Genomic DNA, 17,845 nt, shown 5'->3' with positions numbered 1-17,845 from the left:
AAGACCCAAATCCGAAAAAAAATTCCGTTTTTCCTAAAAAATCGGATTTTCTAACCTTCTAACTATTGGAAGGTTGACAATTGTATTATAGATCAAGGAGAAATAAAATGTACGAGATCAAATTATCAGGTATGACCTGCAACCATTGTGCAGGAACCGTATCTAAAACAATCCAATCCTTCGATTCGGAGTCTAAACCCGTAGTGGATCTAAACTCCCAAACGGCACGTTTCGAAACCAAAAAAGATGTTTCTTCTCTTTCGAAGATGTTAGAAGAGGAAGGTTATCCTGTGGTTTCCATTAACCAGGAGTAAAGAGATGAGCGTGGAAATTAGAGAAGAAGTCAAAACCTTCTCCCCGGAAGAAAAAACATCCGAGATCACTTTAGATCTTTTCGGAATGACCTGCGCCAACTGCGCGAGAAGGATTGAAACGGGCTTGAATAAAGTCCCAGGAGTAGAAGAAGCACGGGTCAATTTCGGAAGAGAGACCGCATTCGTAAGATTCAACGAGTCCATAGATTCTTCACAATTATTTTCTAAAGTAGAGTCCTTAGGTTATTCCGCAAAGGAGCATTCAGAAAACAATTATAAAGAAACGGAAGAACTACATAAAAAAGAAAGATCCACATTAAGATCTAGATTTTTTATCTCCCTTTTATTTGCTTCTCCTCTATTCTATTCCATGGTTTCGCATTTTACGTTTTTGGAATTCTTACCGAATCCAAAAGTCTTAATGCATCCTTGGGTACAATTTGCATTGGCATTCCCAGTCCAGTTCTGGATCGGATTGCCATTTTATAAAAGTGCATTCAGAGCGATCAGAAACGGAAGCGCGAACATGGATGTGCTGGTTTCCTTAGGAACCTCTGCGGCATTCGGATATAGTTTTATACTTTCACTCTTGCAAGGACTCCAGCAAAGAGATCTGTTCTTCTCATCTTTTTGGGAAGAAGGCGCGCATACACATTCACTTCCACCATTATACTATGAAACATCCGCTGTATTACTTTGTTTTATACTCGCTGGAAAATGGATGGAAGCGGAAGCAAAAGGAAAAAGTTCTTCTGCAATCCAAACCTTACTCGAATTAAAACCGGAAACTGCTCGTATTAAAAAAGAAGAGGGATGGTTAGAAATCCCTACAGAATACGTAAAAAAAGGAGATACTCTACAAATCAGACCAGGCGAAAAATTTCCGGTAGATGGAGTTGTATTAGAAGGTTTTAGCTCGGTAGACGAATCCATGTTAACCGGCGAAAGTCTTCCTCTAGACAAAAAGAAAGACAGCCAAGTATTGGGAGGAACAGTCAACGGAAATGGAAATTTGGTTGTGCAAGCAACCTCAGTCGGTTCAGAAACAGTGCTCGCATCTATCATCAAAACCGTCGAAGAAGCGCAAAGTTCGAAGGCTCCTATCCAAAAGATTGCGGATAAAATTTCAGCAGTATTTGTTCCGGTAGTGATCTTGATCTCCTTGTTTAACTTTTTATTATGGTTCTTCTTCTTAGAAGCGGGAGTATTAGGTTCATCTCTGGAAAAATCGATCGCAATCTTAGTGATTGCTTGCCCTTGTGCTTTAGGACTTGCCACTCCAATCTCAATTTTAGTAGGAACAGGAAAGGCAGCAAGCCTTGGGATCTTATTCAGAACTTCTGAAGTTTTAGAAACCACAGCTTCTCTAAACCTGATCGCATTCGATAAAACCGGGACGATCACCGAGGGAAATCCTTCCGTGACAGATTACAAGTTTTTGGGAGAAGAATCGGATCTACTTTCTTATTCTGCATCCGCAGAATCCGCATCTTCTCACCCTTTAGGAAAAGCTATTGTTTCTTTTGTAAAATCCAAAGGCCATTCTATCCTTTCTCCTGAAAATTTACAGACTGTTCCAGGACTTGGAATCACTGCGAAAGTAAACAAAAACAATATCAAGATAGGAAAACTGGAGTTTTTCGAACAAAAAGAGAACTTTCCAAAAGATTTATTGGAAATTTCTAATTCTTGGGAGAAGCAAGGAAAAACAGTAGTTTGGGCGAGATCAGAGAATGCCGGATGGATCATTTTTGCAATAGAAGATACAATTCGCCAAAATGCAAAGTCTGCATTGGAGAAATTAAATTCTCTCGGAATCGAAACATTACTCTTAACCGGAGACCATTTGTCAGTAGCAGAGAGCATCTCTTCGAAAGTTGGGATCAAAAATGTACATGCTTCTCTTCTTCCCAAAGAAAAAGCAGAGATACTTTCAGACTTACAATCCAAAGGAAAAATTGTAGGAATGACCGGTGACGGTATCAACGATTCTCCTGCATTAGCAAAAGCTGATGTAGGATTTGCAATGGGAACAGGAACAGGCGTCGCAATCGAAACCGCAGGAGTAGTTTTGGTAAAAGGAGATCTGGAAAAAATTGCAGAGGCAATCTTGATTGCAAAGGCGACTACAAGAAATATTCGACAAAATTTTTTCTGGGCGCTCGCTTATAACACTCTAGGCATCCCAATTGCAGCCGCAGGTCTTTTAGCTCCTTGGATTGCAGGTGCGATGATGGCGTTCAGTTCCGTTTCAGTGGTCCTAAATGCGCTTCGACTTAGGAAAAAGGACATAAGACAAAGAATAGTTCAGTAAAATTTATCTTGTAACGGGGTTCAATTTGGACCCCTCTTATTTCCGAAAATGCTAATATGGGATCGAAAAGAAATCTAACTTACTTCATTCTTCTTTTCGCATTTCTAATTCTTCCTTTTGAACAAACAAAGGCGGACTTGGACAGTAATAGAGCGACTGCTTTGGTCCGAGTAGAAAGAGGATTAAAACAAAACGAATTTCATCTAAAAGCGATCAATAGCACGATCTCTAATTACGGAACAGAAGAAGATAAAGCATTATTCCGCAGGTGCCTGCAACATCATATAGAAACATTCACTTTGTATTTACAATTCGATCTTGCACATTCTTACGATGAGATGCGCCAAACCCAAAGATTATTAGTGATATTATATGCTAAGATTGTGGAAGCATCATCCTCCAGCGTAAGAAGAGAATTGGATTTTTTATCTAAATACGCTCTCAGAACAAAAGACGCAGAAGCAAGACATCATTTGGAAATGGGCTATCGAGAATACGGAGCCTCCAACCAAAAGAAAACGATCGCGGATAATACAAGACCTTATTTGCCTGGGATCAAGACCCAATACTTATATGAAGCTCTGAAATTATTAAAACAATCCAGAGAATACGTCATTCTTCTTTCCTTAAAATTTCTTTCCGACTTCGAACCGGATCTGCAAACCACTGAATTCGAAGAAATTTATAACGAGATAAACCGCGCAATGTTCAGCAAGGCGGACTATTATAATCGGATCCATTTTGATAACCATTTTCATATTTTCAATTCTCCGAATCTATATGAAGCGACTTGGGAAAATCCAGGCCTGCAAGAATTGGAAAAAGCTTTGGGAGATATAGACCCTGCCAGCGATCGGGCAAGAAGAATGGCGAAACGCTCCGTCATCCCTTAAAAATTCAGGAAATTTCTTTCGGCCCCGTAAAACCAGGATTGACAGAGTATCCTCCCGAAGTTATCACCTTTCTTTGTGTCCGAACTAAGTTGTCCAAATTGCGGAGCCCCTGTCCCTATCATCAATAAGGCATCCGTTTACGCGGTTTGCTCCAGTTGTAAAACTCTCTCTCTTAAAAAAGATGTGAATCTAGAAAAGATCGGCACAGCGGGAGAACTCGCTGACGATCATTCCATCATACAACTCGGGACCCAAGGAAATTATAAAGGAACTCCATTCAGGGTCATAGGAAGGATCCAACTTAAATTCGAATTAGGCTTCTGGAACGAATGGCATCTCATGGAAGGAGACGGAAGTTCAGCCTGGCTGGGAGAAGCCCAAGGTTCTTATTATTATACAAAACTAAATGTAGGAATTCCAACAGACAAGATCCCGACCTTGGAAGGCGACGAAGATCCGATCGTAATCGCCTCGGGCAGACGAGAAAGGATCACCCCGGGAGACAGTTTTTTCTTAGGGGAGAACTGGACTCTAAAAGAGATCATGAAAGCGGTTTGTATAGGCGGAGAAGGTGAACTCCCCATTGGATTCCAAACCGGATACGAAGCAGTCCTATTGGATCTTGCAAGCGAAGACGGTATGTTTGGTACCTTGGATTATTCCGAATCACCTGCATTATTATTTTCCGGAAATTTTGCTCTATTAGAAGAATTGAATTTAACCGGACTAAGACAAGAAGAAGTTGCCTACAACCAAGCTCAGATCCCAGCAAAGTCTATACAATGCAAAGGGTGCGGAGCTTCTCTTAATCAATTCAGTCCTGATTTTTCCAAATCCTTAGCTTGCGAATATTGTGGATCCGTAATGGACACCGAAAGTGATGATCTGAAGATCATCGCTAAATTCGACCAGGTTTCCAAAGATAATGTTCTCCTTCCTTTAGGAACTCCGATCAAGTTACCTAATCTTCCTGAATCCCAAGTCATCGGAGTATTACGAAAATCCACTGAAGTAGACGACGAAACTTATACTTGGACCGACTATCTTCTCCGATACAAAGGTGGATATGCTTGGTTGAATGAGAATGGGGACAACTGGACCTATTTCGAGCCTCTGCCAGGAATTCCAAAATGGGCTCCTGGACTAAAACGTATCTTCCAAAAAAGATCCTACAAGTGGTTCGCTAATTCAGACTCTAACACCGACTTTGCATTGGGAGAATTTTACTGGAAAGTCTCCGCAGGAGAGAAGGCGCAAATCGAGGACTTTATCTCTCCTCCATATATGATCTCTTCCGAAAGAACGGATAAGGAAATTTTCTGGTCCAAGGGAGTATTTATTCCTTTCGATACAATGGAAGCTGCAGTTCCTTTGGACACAGCCTCTAAATTAAGAAAACCTGAAATAGTTGGCGTTTGCGAACCGAACCCATTCAAGATCAGATTAAAACGGAATCTTTGGGTAGCGTCAATACTCACAGCAGTATTTTTGGTATTCCAAGTATACGGATGTATCAAGGCCAAAAACCAAGTAGTCTATCAGGGAAAATTTAAATACGTCCAAACATCCATGCCGAATACCGATATCGGCAGTACCAATTTTAGAGATAATTCTTTCGTTACGGATGTGTTCGAACTGAAAGGAGGACCAAGTGAGAATGTGGAGATCCAGATCGAAGCTCCCGAATTAGACAATAAATATCTATTCTTCTCTGCTGCTCTGATTAACGAAGATACGGACACAGCTTACGATACTTCTATCGAAACTAGTTATTATCATGGAGTGGACGACGGAGAATCTTGGTCGGAAGGTTCCAAATCGGATTCTAAATCTTTATCGGAAATCCCTCCTGGAAGATATTATCTGAGATTGGAAAGCCAGTCCGACTTTCCTGTAGGTTGGGGTTCCGATTATAATGTAAAGGTAATCAGAGATGTGATGAGCCCCGCTCCATTCTTCTTATTTTCTATCTTCTTATGGCTTCCTTTGATCTATACTTTCTTCAGAAGTTATTCTTTTGAATCCAAAAGAGTTTAAGGATTTATTATGTGGGATTTTATAAAAGGCCTTGTTTATCCTCTATTCGCAGCCTCATTAGGGCTGGGATTTTTTTCGGAATACACAAAAGGTGGAGCAAGCACCGATTTCGAAGAAGTGAACCAGGTCCCTAAAACCGTCAGACAAAACCCTGGTATCTACCGTTCTCATTACGCTTGGTTCACCAGAAATTTCCCAGGGGGAAAATAAACTGCAGAGAGCCTTATTAATCTCCGTCCTAATCCTTTCTTCCTGCGGTTTAGTATACGAGCTATTAGCAGGCACTGTGGCGAGTTACTTGCTCGGAGAGACAGTCACTCAATTCTCTTTAGTCATTGGAGTTTATTTATTCTCCATGGGGATCGGTAGTTGGCTTTCCAGATACCTGATCGAAGATCTGATCCCTAAGTTTTTGGACGTGGAACTCGCGTTAGGATTATTAGGTGGATTCAGTGCTGCAATTCTATTCTTAAGTTTTGGACAAACTAGAATTTTCCAAATCCCACTCTTCACTATCGTTGTAGCAGTAGGAACCCTTGTAGGTATGGAGATACCTTTACTTCTCCGCATCCTAAAAAATAAATTAGGATTTCGTGATATGGTTTCCAAAGTGCTCAGCTTGGATTACGCAGGAGCACTTTTGGCTTCCTTGGCATTTCCGATATTCTTCGCTCCTAAATTGGGAATGGTGAGAACTTCCTTCTTTTTCGGATTACTCAACGCTGGAACGGCACTATGGGGAACATTCGTTCTTCCACTTTCCGAGAAACATAAAAACTTATTGAGAGCGAAATCGGCTCTTGTATTGACCTTATTAGGATTAGGTTTCGCATTTTCCGAAATGATCACATATTACAGTGAGGAAAATCTTTTTTCAGACGAGATCATCTACTCCAAACAAACCAATTTTCAAAAGATTATAGTGACCAGATACAAAAGTGAGCTCAGGCTTTTTTTGAACGGACATCTACAATTCAGTTCCAGAGACGAGTATAGATACCACGAGACATTGGCACATCCTGCCCTTCTATCTCATCCAAACCCAAAAAGAATATTGGTTTTAGGAGGAGGAGACGGTTTAGCAGTAAGAGAGATCCTAAAATACCCAAGTGTAGAATCCATCACCTTAGTGGACTTGGACCCGGAGATGACTCGGATCTTTTCGGAACAGCCTGTTCTCACGGAGATCAACGGATTTAGTTTAAAAAATCCTAAAGTAAAAGTGCAAAACGCAGACGCTTTTTTATGGTTAGAAGAATCGAATTCAGTATTCGACGTGGTGTTGATAGATTTTCCGGATCCGAGTAATTTCTCCATTGGAAAATTATACAGTACCGCATTTTACAGAAGTTTAAAAAGAAGGCTCAACGAATTTTCGATCGTAGAGATACAGTCCACTTCTCCTCTATTCGCTAGAATGTCTTTCTGGTGCGTAGAAGCTACTCTTAAGGAATCAGGATTTAATACCAGGGCCTTACATGTATATGTTCCTTCCTTCGGAGAATGGGGATTTATTTTAGGGAGTGTCGGAAAATTAGGAGGGTACAGAAAAGACCTTCCGGCAGGATTAAAATTCCTGAATGAAACTGAACTCAAATCCATTTCGGAATTCCCGCAAGATATGTCCAGAGTGCCAACTGAACCGAATCGATTAGACAACCAGAGTCTTGTACGTTATTACGACCAAGAATGGAATCGAATCTTAGATTAAAAAAAGAAAGAACTTCCCTAAACTTATAAAGACTTAAAAATAGAGGAAAAAGAGGAGTTTCTCAGATGAACCGTACACTTAAAAATATTTCCTTCGTTTTATTATTCTTACTAGGCGTTTCTGCTTCCTATGCGCAATCCGGAACTACAGAAACCACGTTACACGACTTTATGGAAGATTACACTAAACCTGCTTCCAAAAAAGCTAAGAAAGGTGATAAGGCCGCACTCGAAAGGATCTTAAAAGAAGTTCCGAATTGGGCCTTAGACGAACAAAAAGTAAAATGGAAAGAGATCACAGATACCGCTCTTGCTTCAGGCAATCTGGAATCATCCTGCAAAAGCTGTCATAAAGAATATAAAAAAGAATACAAAAAGAGCTACAGAAAACGTCCTATCCAAGTTTCCAACGAACTGATCAGCTTTTTGAAAAGCTCGAAGTAATTTCCTTAATTACACTCTCATCGGGGATCGGCAAATAATCTAAGACGAGAAAAGTCAGATCGTCTTCGAAATGTTTTCTGTTCCCCGTAAAACTCCGCACAGTAGAAAACAGATCCTCTGCCAGTTTTTCTCCAGGCGATTGCATTTGTTCGCTTAACAATTTATAAAATCTCTGGAATCCGAAAATTTCTCCGTTTTTACTTCTGGCTTCCGTGATCCCATCCGTATAAATAATCAAACGATCTCCAGGTTTCATCTGGAATTCGACCACAGAGTTTTTCAGATTCGGATCCATTCCCATGATCCAACCAGGTAAAAATATTTCCTTGGTTTCTCCTGATTCCTTGTCTATAGCAACGATAGGAGGATGCCCCGCATTAGAATAAGTTACCTTTCCGTTCTCTGGATCGATCAGAAGATAAGCCGCAGTGATAAAATGTTTCCCATACTTGCCACTCAAAGATCTGTTGATACTTCTTAAAACTTCCGCAGGATCTTCATTCTTTCTAGACTCAATAGAGAATGCCAACTTAACCATGGAAGAAATGATCGCAGCAGGAACACCGTGACCTGAAACATCCGATAAGAAGATCCCTAATTTACCTGAGTCCAATTGATGAAAATCGTAAAAATCCCCGCCTACGGAACTCGCAAATTCGCCTCTCACAGAAAGTTTGAGATTTTTTACTTCAGGTAAACGATCAGGAAGAATGGACTCTTGCAATTCCCTCGCAATCTTAAGCTCTTGCTCAATTTCTGTTAACTTCAATTGGCTTTCGTAATTTTCTAGTCGAGCCTGTAGAGAATCTTTTTCTAACGTTTTAATCCTATCCGCCAAAGCGAAAGAAAGAAGTGTCATCTCCACCAAAGAACCGAATTGTGCGGACCAATGAGTAAGCTCCGTATCCTGGATAATGGACAAGTTCCTAAGAGCGGTAATTAAAACAAAAAGGATCAGAACTGACCAGGCCAATAGAAAATAACGTGCAGGACGATACCCTCTCCTCAAACGGATCGCAGCGGAATAGATCACTAAAACAGCGGCTAAAAAAGGGTACCAGGAAACTGCCCAAATCATAGGACCGTAAATGCTGGAAAATAAAGAAGCGATGAATCCGAAAATCGCGAAGGCCGCCAATATTAAGAAAGCATAATTCTTCCAGCCGGTCTCTCTTTCCATATGTAAGAAGGAACGTGTGAATAAAAGAGAGAATGCAACGGATAAAAATGCAAAACCGGTCAGATAATCGTTCCAAGAAGTTGCCGGAGCCGGGATTAAATATTGAGCCCCGACACCTGTGACTGCCATCTGCCAGAGTCCATAAAACAATAGATAAAAAACGTAGAAGAAATAACTGGAATCCTTCACCACAAAGGCGAGAAACCCGTTATATATCAACATGATCCCGATCGCTCCAAAGAAGATCCCTAAGAACAGATTCTCCATCTGGATATGAGCTGCGAATTCCTTAGGAGCCCAAGCTTGGAAATTCAATACCAAGGATCTTCTGGTAGAAGCGTGGATTAAAAATTCTTCCTGTTTGTTTGGAGGGGTTTCTATCAGAAATGCAGGTTGGATGTAGGACATCCTCGTATCTCTGGAAAGTTCCGACCAGATCCATCCTTGTGGTCCCCAGACTCTTTTGAAAACTGTGAGATTTTCCATCCCGGGATTATTCAAAACTAAGTACCAGGAGATCGTTCCTTCTTTAGGAGGCGCCTGTATCTTGAACTTTATTAAAAACTGATCGTCTGTGAAACTGAAAGAGACACTGTCCTTATCCATTCTAGTCCAGTCACCTGATTCTAAGTCAGTAGGAGTTTTCACTTCTCCAGGACGGATCTTTCGGATGAAAGTAAATTTATTTATGGGAGTTCCGGACATAGAACCGGAAATCGGAAAAACGGGAACATCTTCCTGAGAATATAGTGAGCCTATACCCAAGATGAGTATCAGCAAAATGAAGCTGAAGTTCCGAATTTTTCGGAAAATATTCACCAAAAATCTCCCTAACCGGGGAGACCTTTTGCCCCGGCCAATTTACAAATATAATGAAAATGTTCTTCGCTAACCGGTTGGATCGAAAGTCTACCACCCGGCTGCAAAAGGACCATTCCTTTTAGTTGCCCGTGGGATCTTAATTCTTCTAGCGAAATTGGGCGAGAAAATTTTTCCTTAAATTTCACATCTACCATGAACCAGGTCGGTTTTTGTGGATCACTTTTGGGATCATAATACTTATGTTTCTTATCAAAAGCGAAATGATCCGGGTAGCCTTCCTTGACTACTTCCGCAAGTCCTGCTACATGGGGAGGTTTACAACTGCTATGGTAGAATAGAATGAGATCCTTTTTTTTGATCTCATCCCTTAGGTAATTTCTCGCTCCATAACCTCTGACTCCCTCCCATGGCGCTGTTTTGCCGGGAGAAGAAGCCAAGGTATCTATGGAAAAAACGTCAGGCTCAGTTTTAAAAAGCCAGAATTTCATTCTATGCCGGTAGAATACGCGGGCTTATTAGGAATTTGTCCCGCCTTCTCCTTTTTGTTAGAACGTTCTGTTTTCTTTTTAGTTTCTTCATGAGAAGGATGAACGATAGCCATCAATTCCTCATGCGCAACGGTTTCTTTTGCAAGAAGAGCCTTCGCAAGATTTTCGAACTTGGTAGAGTTCTTACGGACAAGTTCCCTTCCTTTATCTAGGCAAGTCTGAACGATCCCTCTGATCTCTTTGTCGATCATTGCGGCAAATTCTTCGCTATAAGCTTTGTTGCTCTGACCCATATCCCTTCCTAAGAAAGGACTTTCATGGCCGCTTCCGTAATTGATCGTGCCCAGTTTTTCGGACATTCCCCAATCACAGACCATTCTTCTTGCGATATTTGTAGCTTGCTGGATATCATTGCTGGAGCCGGTAGAAGTCATTTTGAACTTAAACTCTTCCGCGATGAATCCGCCCATGCAAACTACGATTTGGTCCAACCAATACGCTTTAGTATGAATATGTTTGTCTTCCGTCGGAAGAGATTGAGTCAGACCTAACGCTCTTCCTCTTGGAATGATAGTTACCTTATGAACCGGCTCAGTATAAGCCAGAAGGGTTCCTAAGATCGCGTGACCTGCTTCATGATACGCAATTACTTCCTTTTCCTTTTCGGAAATGAAGAAGGATCTACGCTCAGGACCCATCATCACTTTATCGCGTGCTTCTTCCAGTTCTTCTTGAGTTACACGTTTTTTATTCTTACGTGCAGCAAGTAAAGCTGCCTCATTAATTAAGTTAGAAAGGTCCGCACCTGTAAATCCAGGGGTTCCTCTTGCGATAGAGTTCAAAGAGATATCGCTTGTTAAAGGAACTTTTCTAGAATGCACTTTTAAGATTTGTTCTCTTCCTACTAAGTCAGGAAGATCTACCATCACTTGGCGGTCGAAACGTCCCGGTCTGAGTAACGCAGGATCTAAAACGTCAGCACGGTTTGTAGCTGCCATTACGATCACACCTTCGTTCTTCTCGAAACCATCCATCTCAACAAGCATTTGGTTCAGGGTCTGCTCTCTTTCGTCATGACCGCCGCCCCATCCGGCGCCTCTCAATCTTCCCACAGCATCGATCTCATCTATGAAGATGATACATGGAGAATTTTTCTTACCTTGTTCGAATAGATCTCGAACACGAGAAGCTCCCACACCCACAAACATTTCTACGAAGTCGGAACCAGAGATACTGAAGAATGGCACTCCTGCTTCTCCTGCAACGGCGCGAGCAAGTAGAGTTTTACCAGTTCCAGGAGGACCCACTAAAAGAACTCCGGTTGGGATCCTTGCACCCATTGCTTGGAATTTCTTAGGGTCTTTTAAGAATTCTATAATTTCGACCAATTCGGTTTTGGCTTCTTCACATCCAGCAACGTCAGCGAAGCTTACTTTAACCTTAGGATCCACAGTCATCTTAGCTTTGGATTTTCCGAAAGAAAAAGCCTTGTTGCCGGTAGACTGGACTTGACGCATAATAAAAAAGTAAAATACGAAAATACCGATCACAGCGATCAGAAGAAAAGAACTCAACATTCCGAATCCGTGTCCGTTCTCGGAAGGAACTACTTCCAGATCAATATTCGTTTTTCTTAAAGAAGAAAGAAATTCTTTGTCGATAGGAGCGATCCTGGTCTCAAAACGAACAGGAGTTTTCGTGGCTCCTTCTTCAAATGGTTCGTAACAACCTTTGATCATATCTCCTTCCATGACTAATTTGTCACAGCCGGGGAAATTGGAGTCCGTAGTCTTAACCAACTTGCCTTTCGGCTTGGAAGAAGCGTCCGGTTCTACCATGCTCATAAATTGGGAGAACGGTAATATTCTAGGTTTTCCCAGAGCAGTTTGGATCTGCGGTACGAGAAGTGCTAATCCTAAGATTACTAAGATAAAAAGTATAAGTAATCTAAGACCTTTATTATTGTTATTCATGTGTAACTCCCAAGCTCCACCATCTCCTTGGAGCCGCATTCTTCCCGTAGATTAGACTAAAGGAAACAGGTCTTGGACCCGCCGGAATCGTAAACCGGTATAATATTTGGAAACCGATTCCGCAGAAAAGGTTCCCACAATCAGAGTCCCTTTTTTTCCGGAAAAGTAAAGGATTTTTACAGTCTGTACTTTTCGATCACGTCTTCTATATCGCCCAAACTGATGGAGCGAATTGCAGCTTCCGCGTCGTTGATGATCTGGATCAAACTTAAGTTTTCCAGAGGTTGGAAATCTTCTTTCAAAAATCCGTCCAAATTAGTGCCATCGAATTGGTCGTTACCGATCCCAATACGGATACGAATAAAATTTGGAGAACGTAAGGATTGGATCACTGATTTGATCCCGGGGTTTTCGTTTCCGTTAGCTCCCTTATCCACTACAATTTTACCCAAGGGTAAGGTTAAATCTTCGTGAATTACAAGAATATCCTGTACCTGAATTTTCAGGAAGGAAGCTATGTACAGAACGGATTCTCCCGATAGATCGCTGAAGGTCTGAGGTTTTAATAATACAACCTCTTCTCCTTCGAAATCGCCGCGCCCGATCAAAGACTTTTTCTTTTTAGTCTTGATCTCAACGTTTATATTATTGGCGATCACGTCTAAAATTTTGAAGCCGATATTTGCTCGGTTATTATTGTATTTGTCTCCGGGATTACCCAATCCGACGATTAGCTTCATACAATAACGTACTCCAATTTTTTAGATCTCGGGATGGGGAAATTATTTCCCTTTTTTAGCTCCGGCTTTTGCTCCCGGCTTCGCTCCAGCTGCTTCCTTAGCTTCTGCTCTTTCTTGAGCAAGTAAAGCTTTGGTTTTCAGAACTGCTGCAACGATCGGATCTCCGTTAACTAAAATTTCCCAGCTTGCAGGAACTTTTAAGTTACTAACTTTGATAAAATCGCCCACATCTAGATCAGTTACATCTAGAACCAGAGTTTCAATCAGATCCTCAGGAACAGTTTTCACACGGATCTCGTGGATCAAATGGTCGAACTGACCACCCATCTTAGAACCTTTTGCAGTTCCCTCGGTGCGAATTCCGATCTTAGTAACGATCTTCTTACCAGGTTCAACTTTGTAGAAGTCTACGTGGCGAATTCTGTCGATTTCAGGAAAACGTTGTACTTCTTTAACGAAAACCTTTTGGATTCCTTCTCCCTCTACTTCCAACTCGATTAGAGTGGATTGACGGATCCCGGAATGAACTAATTTTTCAAGTTCTTTCTCGTTTACGGAACCGGATGCGGCATTCCCGCCTCCGATGATGTTAATAGGAACTTGTCCAGCTTCACGAAGACGATTGTTTACGTTCTTGCCGGTTTCAGTTCTTTTTTTGACAGCTAATTTGTGGCTCATTGTCTTTACCCTTGTTCTTATATAAATAGGTCGCTGACCGATTGATTGGTCGATATTCTCTGGATCGCAGCTGCGAATAACGGAGCTACGGATAGAGTTTTTAACTTTGTGATCTTTTTGGACTCTGGTATCTCGATCGTATTAGACAATACTACCTCTGTGAAAGGTGTAGAGTTCAAACGATCGATAGCTTCTCCGGAAAGAACTCCGTGAGTAGCGGCACAATACACAGACTTGGCTCCATTCTTTAAAAGAGCGTCAGCCGCCTTACAGATTGTGCCAGCGGTGTCTATCATATCGTCCAGAAGGATACAATTTTTACCTTCTATCTCTCCGATCACATTCATCACTTCGGAAACGTTTGCCTTCGGTCTTCTCTTGTCTATGATCGCTAAAGTTGCGTTCACTTTTTTACCGAAGGATCTGGCTCTTTCCGCGCCGCCAGAGTCAGGAGAAACGATGACTAGATCATCGAATTTCTTGCTTAAGATGTATTCTACCAGTACAGGATTAAAATGTAAATTATCCACAGGCACTTTGAAAAAACCTTGGATTTGGTCCGCATGAAGATCCATCACGATCACTCTTGTAGGACCTAAGGTTTCGATCAAATCCGCAACTACTCTTGCGGAAATTGGAACTCTTGGTTCCGCTTTTCTATCTTGGCGTCCGTAACCATAATAAGGAACGACTACTGAAATACTTTTTGCAGAAGCACGTCTTAACGCGTCCATGATCAAAAGTAATTCCATCAAGTTATCGTTTGCTGGCGCAGAAGTAGATTGGATTATGAATACGTCTCTTCCTCTTACGTTCTCTTCTATCTTAACCGCGATCTCTCCGTCGGAAAATTTACGAAGATTGATCTTGCCCGGAGCTATTCCTAATTCTTGGCAAATTTCATTTGCGATCGTACGATTGGAAGATCCCGAAAAAACTGCGATATTAGAGCCGCTCATTTTGCAACCGCTCCATTTAAAACTGCCGCTAAGTTTTCCAGGTCCGCTGGAGAATTCACACCTTGGCTTTCTCCGCTGTTTTTAAGAATCACTGCGCCCAACTTTTTTCCTTCTTTTTTGTACAACTCAACTAGATCAGGAAGATAATATTCCCCCTGAGCATTGCTGTTTCCTATTTTTCTAAGAGATTCGAAAAGAATTTCGGAACTGAAAACATACGTTCCGGTGTTTATCTCGTTTATTTTTTTCTGCTCCGCATCTGCGTCTTTTTCTTCAACGATTGCAGTTACTTCTCCGGAAGAATCACGAACGATCCTTCCGTAACCGGTAGGAATATCTACCTTTGCGGAAAGAAGAGTAGCGGAGAATCCGTTTTGGACATGAGTGGAAACGAGAGAACCGAATGTGTCCCCAGTGATCATAGGAACATCCCCGCAAGCTACAAGGATAGGACCTTTATGGGATTTAACAAATTCTTCGGCGCTTAATACTGCGTGAGCTGTGCCTAATTGCTCTTTTTGTTCGGCGAAACGAATTCCAGGGATCCCAGCGCAAAGTGCTTGGACTTCTTCTTTTTTATAGCCTACAACTATGACTATGTCATTGATGCCTGCTTCTTTGAGGTGATCAATAACATGGTTTAAAAGGGGCTTTCCATTTAAAGGAACAGCCACCTTTGGGAGCTCCGTCTTCATGCGGGTTCCCTTTCCCGCAGCTAAAACTACGGCGACTGCTTCCTTTTTGGCGTCCATTCAGTAATCCGGTGAAATCAAACAGTGGCTGGGCCGATAGGATTCGAACCTATGAAATGGCGGTACCAAAAACCGCTGCCTTACCACTTGGCGACGGCCCAGTTTCGTTCTTTAATAATTAAAGCTTACAAACGTAAGGTCGGGAAATTCCGTTTGCATTTTGGCGAACAGCTCTTCCCGTATCTCCAATCCTTGCACCAAACCGTAGACACAAGATCCGGATCCGGTTAAGGAGGAATAACTAGCTCCATTCGCCAAAAAACTTTCCTTTAATTTCCCTAGTTGGGGAAATTTTTGGAAGGCAAGAGGCTCGAAGTCGTTTACGAGCTTTCCTCTCAAAGCCGCCCAATTTCCTTCTTTTAAAGAAAACTCGACGTCATTGTCTAGAGAAATCCATCTTTTCGAGGGAGGGTCGGCTTGTAAAGGCTTTTTGAGACCTGCGTACATTTCGGCAGTCGAGAGTACCTGAGGAGTTAAGGCCAGAATTCCCTGACCAGGATGCACCTGAATTTCTTTCAAGACCTCACCTTTTCCGGACACCAAAGAATGATTTTCGGATAAGAAGAATGGAACGTCAGCTCCAATCTCTGCTGCTAGTTCGAAAATATGATCCGAACTAAACTCAGGACTCAAACCGAAATAAAAAGAGAAAAGGGATGCGGCATTTGTGGATCCACCTCCAAGACCCGCGGCAGGAGGAATTTTTTTAGTAAGATGGATCCTTACACCTGGAAGTTCTCTGTAATGAGCACGGATTTTAGAGAATGTTTTGAAAAGAATATTCTTACGGATGTCTCCTTTCTCGGAAACCTCATCGTATAAATGTCTCTTTTCCAAAATGATTTGGTTATCAGAGACCAACTCAAAAGATCCGGGAGAGATAGGTTCTATCTGAATATCATCTCCCCAATTCAAACGTAAGAATACACTCCGGATCTCATGAAATCCGTCAGGCCTTTTGTAAGGGATCTCTAATCCTAAGTTGATCTTTGCGGGAGAAAGCAAGGTATATCCTGAATCAATGGTAAAGAGAAAGGAGTCAATCGATTCCTAATTGGACAAATCAGAAGAAACAGTCTCCCAATATGCAATCATTCTTTCTTTTAAAGCAGGAGGACTTTGCAAAATTACATTCGGACCAAAACCTTTCAAAATAGATAAGAACCAATCCTGGTTTCTGATCCTTGCCTTAGAAAGGTAATAAGTAACGCCTCCGATCTGCTTTTTGCTAGAAGTTCTTTCTAAATGCAAACGAGAATGTAGATTAAAGTAAACTTCCGCAGTATGATAGATCTCTGCGAAATTCGAATCCCCCGCTCCTCCTTGGACAAATTCCTTTAATTTGGAGATCGCATTCTTTCTTTCTTCGTCCGGGATTTCCGCAACATTTTCCAGGGTTCTATTCAATTGAAGAATGGAATCCAATCTAAATGTTCTAGGTGCCTTTCTGGAATGGCAATATCCAATCAGATATTCTTCTCTAAAACTTAATAGAGCCCAAGGATCTACTTTTCTGGATTCCGGTTCGGACTCTCCCTGTGCGCGGTATTTGATCTGTAAGGATTTACCTTCGGAGATGGAGTCCTCAATATCCTTTTTTAACTCGTTTTCGCTCGGGATCCCTGCGGAAGGAAGGATTGTATGAATTTTATCTAATATAGATTTCAGAATCTTTTTTCTGGAACTGCTCGTTTCCTTTTCGTCTTCTTCCAAAAATAATTTTCGGATCGTGGCCCACTCTTTTACACTTAGGACTAATCCTTGCTCGAGACTCAAAGGCATACGAATACCGATCGTTTCTCCATCATAATCCAATTCCACAAATTGGTCAGGAGTATAAGGATAAGAACCCACCATGTACAATTTTCCGAGTTCTTTTTTAAGATCTTTTATATCATCAATACCGGAATACTTGGAAAGATCCTCCAAACTCATTCTTTTGTTTTCCTGCAAAAGATGAATCACCGCTAATTTGGTTTGGAGTTTTTTCGTACTTGGATTCATGCCGGACATTCTTTCTTTCGGGAAATTCCGAGACAATCAAAAATACGTATCATTTGAGAAGGAATTTTTCAGGCGTTTCTTTTTACGGAATCGTAACCGAAAACACGGGATTTTAAGAAGGATGATACCTATTTGTCCGGCCTTTACAATAGAATGCGCTTATATGACCAAAACGTCTTTTTTAAAAAATACATTTAGACTTCTTCCTAAATTTTATCTGGAGTTATTCGATTCAGACCAAGTATTCTTGGCCGCAGTGCAGATCATCGGAAAGAGGATCTTACGATTTCGAATAGATTCGAGAGCTTCTTATAAAAAAGGAGATGGAGTTTATGGAAGATTGTACGGACTAAGATCAAGTTTCTTTATTCCAATCTCGGGAATCATAAGAGACAGAAAGGAAATTAAGCCAGGGCATTATTCTCAATTATGCGAATTGGAATTAGAATCCGACGAGGATATAGAATAGTGTATAACGTTCCGATCTAAAAAACTCAAGCTTCTGCAAATGGAATGAACACTACATTTTAATCAATG

17 protein-coding genes and 1 tRNA gene are annotated in these 17,845 nt (G+C 41.4%); 8 read left to right on the top strand and 10 right to left on the bottom strand.

What is annotated here, in order from left to right:
- The first annotated feature begins 107 nt into the window (after window positions 1-107).
- From CH352_RS17150 to CH352_RS17120, 7 genes are all read left to right on the top strand, one after another.
- Window positions 108-314 carry a heavy-metal-associated domain-containing protein gene (locus CH352_RS17150; RefSeq protein WP_100705258.1) on the top strand — a complete coding sequence of 69 codons (207 nt, stop codon included), beginning with the start codon at window positions 108-110 and terminating at the stop codon, window positions 312-314.
- Window positions 315-318: 4 nt separating this feature from the next.
- Window positions 319-2,628: a heavy metal translocating P-type ATPase gene (locus CH352_RS17145; protein WP_100705257.1), complete on the top strand. Its 2,310-nt coding sequence runs from the start codon at window positions 319-321 to the stop codon at window positions 2,626-2,628.
- A 56-nt stretch (window positions 2,629-2,684) separates the two neighbouring features.
- Window positions 2,685-3,521, top strand: coding sequence for an adhesin OmpL37 family surface protein (locus CH352_RS17140; RefSeq protein WP_100705256.1), 837 nt, complete (start codon window positions 2,685-2,687; stop codon window positions 3,519-3,521).
- Between the two features lie 75 nt (window positions 3,522-3,596).
- Window positions 3,597-5,558: a DUF4178 domain-containing protein gene (locus CH352_RS17135; protein WP_100705255.1), complete on the top strand. Its 1,962-nt coding sequence runs from the start codon at window positions 3,597-3,599 to the stop codon at window positions 5,556-5,558.
- A gap of 9 nt (window positions 5,559-5,567) precedes the next feature.
- Window positions 5,568-5,768 carry a hypothetical protein gene (locus tag CH352_RS17130; protein ID WP_100705254.1) on the top strand — a complete coding sequence of 67 codons (201 nt, stop codon included), beginning with the start codon at window positions 5,568-5,570 and terminating at the stop codon, window positions 5,766-5,768.
- Window position 5,769: 1 nt separating this feature from the next.
- A complete protein-coding gene (locus tag CH352_RS17125; RefSeq protein WP_100705253.1) occupies window positions 5,770-7,269 on the top strand; it encodes a polyamine aminopropyltransferase in 1,500 nt (499 codons plus the stop codon).
- 65 nt (window positions 7,270-7,334) lie between these two features.
- Window positions 7,335-7,712, top strand: coding sequence for a hypothetical protein (locus CH352_RS17120; RefSeq protein WP_100705252.1), 378 nt, complete (start codon window positions 7,335-7,337; stop codon window positions 7,710-7,712).
- On the opposite strand, the gene CH352_RS17115 is transcribed toward CH352_RS17120, so the two are convergent.
- The 10 genes from CH352_RS17115 to CH352_RS17070 all read right to left on the bottom strand — a co-directional run bounded on the left by CH352_RS17115 (window position 7,687) and on the right by CH352_RS17070 (window position 17,308).
- Window positions 7,687-9,672 carry a PP2C family protein-serine/threonine phosphatase gene (locus CH352_RS17115; protein WP_243396201.1) on the bottom strand — a complete coding sequence of 662 codons (1,986 nt, stop codon included), beginning with the start codon at window positions 9,670-9,672 and terminating at the stop codon, window positions 7,687-7,689. The genes CH352_RS17120 and CH352_RS17115 overlap by 26 nt on opposite strands.
- Window positions 9,673-9,722: 50 nt before the next feature.
- Window positions 9,723-10,202 (bottom strand): EVE domain-containing protein, encoded by a 480-nt coding sequence (locus tag CH352_RS17110; RefSeq protein WP_100705251.1) that lies wholly within the window; start codon window positions 10,200-10,202, stop codon window positions 9,723-9,725.
- Window positions 10,199-12,175 carry an ATP-dependent zinc metalloprotease FtsH gene (gene ftsH / locus CH352_RS17105; protein WP_100705305.1) on the bottom strand — a complete coding sequence of 659 codons (1,977 nt, stop codon included), beginning with the start codon at window positions 12,173-12,175 and terminating at the stop codon, window positions 10,199-10,201. Before ftsH ends, CH352_RS17110 begins: the two co-directional genes overlap by 4 nt.
- A 176-nt stretch (window positions 12,176-12,351) precedes the next feature.
- Window positions 12,352-12,915 (bottom strand): aminoacyl-tRNA hydrolase, encoded by a 564-nt coding sequence (gene pth, locus CH352_RS17100; RefSeq protein WP_086447991.1) that lies wholly within the window; start codon window positions 12,913-12,915, stop codon window positions 12,352-12,354.
- 42 nt (window positions 12,916-12,957) lie between these two features.
- Window positions 12,958-13,593: a 50S ribosomal protein L25/general stress protein Ctc gene (locus CH352_RS17095; RefSeq protein ID WP_100705250.1), complete on the bottom strand. Its 636-nt coding sequence runs from the start codon at window positions 13,591-13,593 to the stop codon at window positions 12,958-12,960.
- 17 nt (window positions 13,594-13,610) lie between these two features.
- Window positions 13,611-14,552, bottom strand: a complete 942-nt coding sequence (locus CH352_RS17090; protein ID WP_100705249.1) for a ribose-phosphate diphosphokinase — start codon at window positions 14,550-14,552, stop codon at window positions 13,611-13,613.
- A complete protein-coding gene (locus CH352_RS17085; RefSeq protein ID WP_100705248.1) occupies window positions 14,549-15,304 on the bottom strand; it encodes a sugar phosphate nucleotidyltransferase in 756 nt (251 codons plus the stop codon). Before CH352_RS17085 ends, CH352_RS17090 begins: the two co-directional genes overlap by 4 nt.
- A gap of 25 nt (window positions 15,305-15,329) precedes the next feature.
- A tRNA-Gln gene (locus CH352_RS17080) sits at window positions 15,330-15,405 on the bottom strand.
- 10 nt (window positions 15,406-15,415) lie between these two features.
- Window positions 15,416-16,309 (bottom strand): 4-(cytidine 5'-diphospho)-2-C-methyl-D-erythritol kinase, encoded by an 894-nt coding sequence (locus CH352_RS17075; RefSeq protein WP_100705247.1) that lies wholly within the window; start codon window positions 16,307-16,309, stop codon window positions 15,416-15,418.
- A 45-nt stretch (window positions 16,310-16,354) separates the two neighbouring features.
- A complete protein-coding gene (locus CH352_RS17070) occupies window positions 16,355-17,308 on the bottom strand; it encodes a helix-turn-helix transcriptional regulator (RefSeq protein ID WP_100705304.1) in 954 nt (317 codons plus the stop codon).
- Window positions 17,309-17,471: 163 nt separating this feature from the next.
- On the opposite strand from CH352_RS17070, the gene CH352_RS17065 reads away from it, so the two are divergent.
- Window positions 17,472-17,777 carry a hypothetical protein gene (locus CH352_RS17065; RefSeq protein ID WP_100705246.1) on the top strand — a complete coding sequence of 102 codons (306 nt, stop codon included), beginning with the start codon at window positions 17,472-17,474 and terminating at the stop codon, window positions 17,775-17,777.
- Window positions 17,778-17,845 lie beyond the last annotated feature (68 nt).

This window comes from Leptospira hartskeerlii (genome assembly GCF_002811475.1).
GTDB classification, from domain to species: domain Bacteria; phylum Spirochaetota; class Leptospiria; order Leptospirales; family Leptospiraceae; genus Leptospira_B; species Leptospira_B hartskeerlii.
This window is presented reverse-complemented; position numbering and strand designations above follow the sequence as displayed.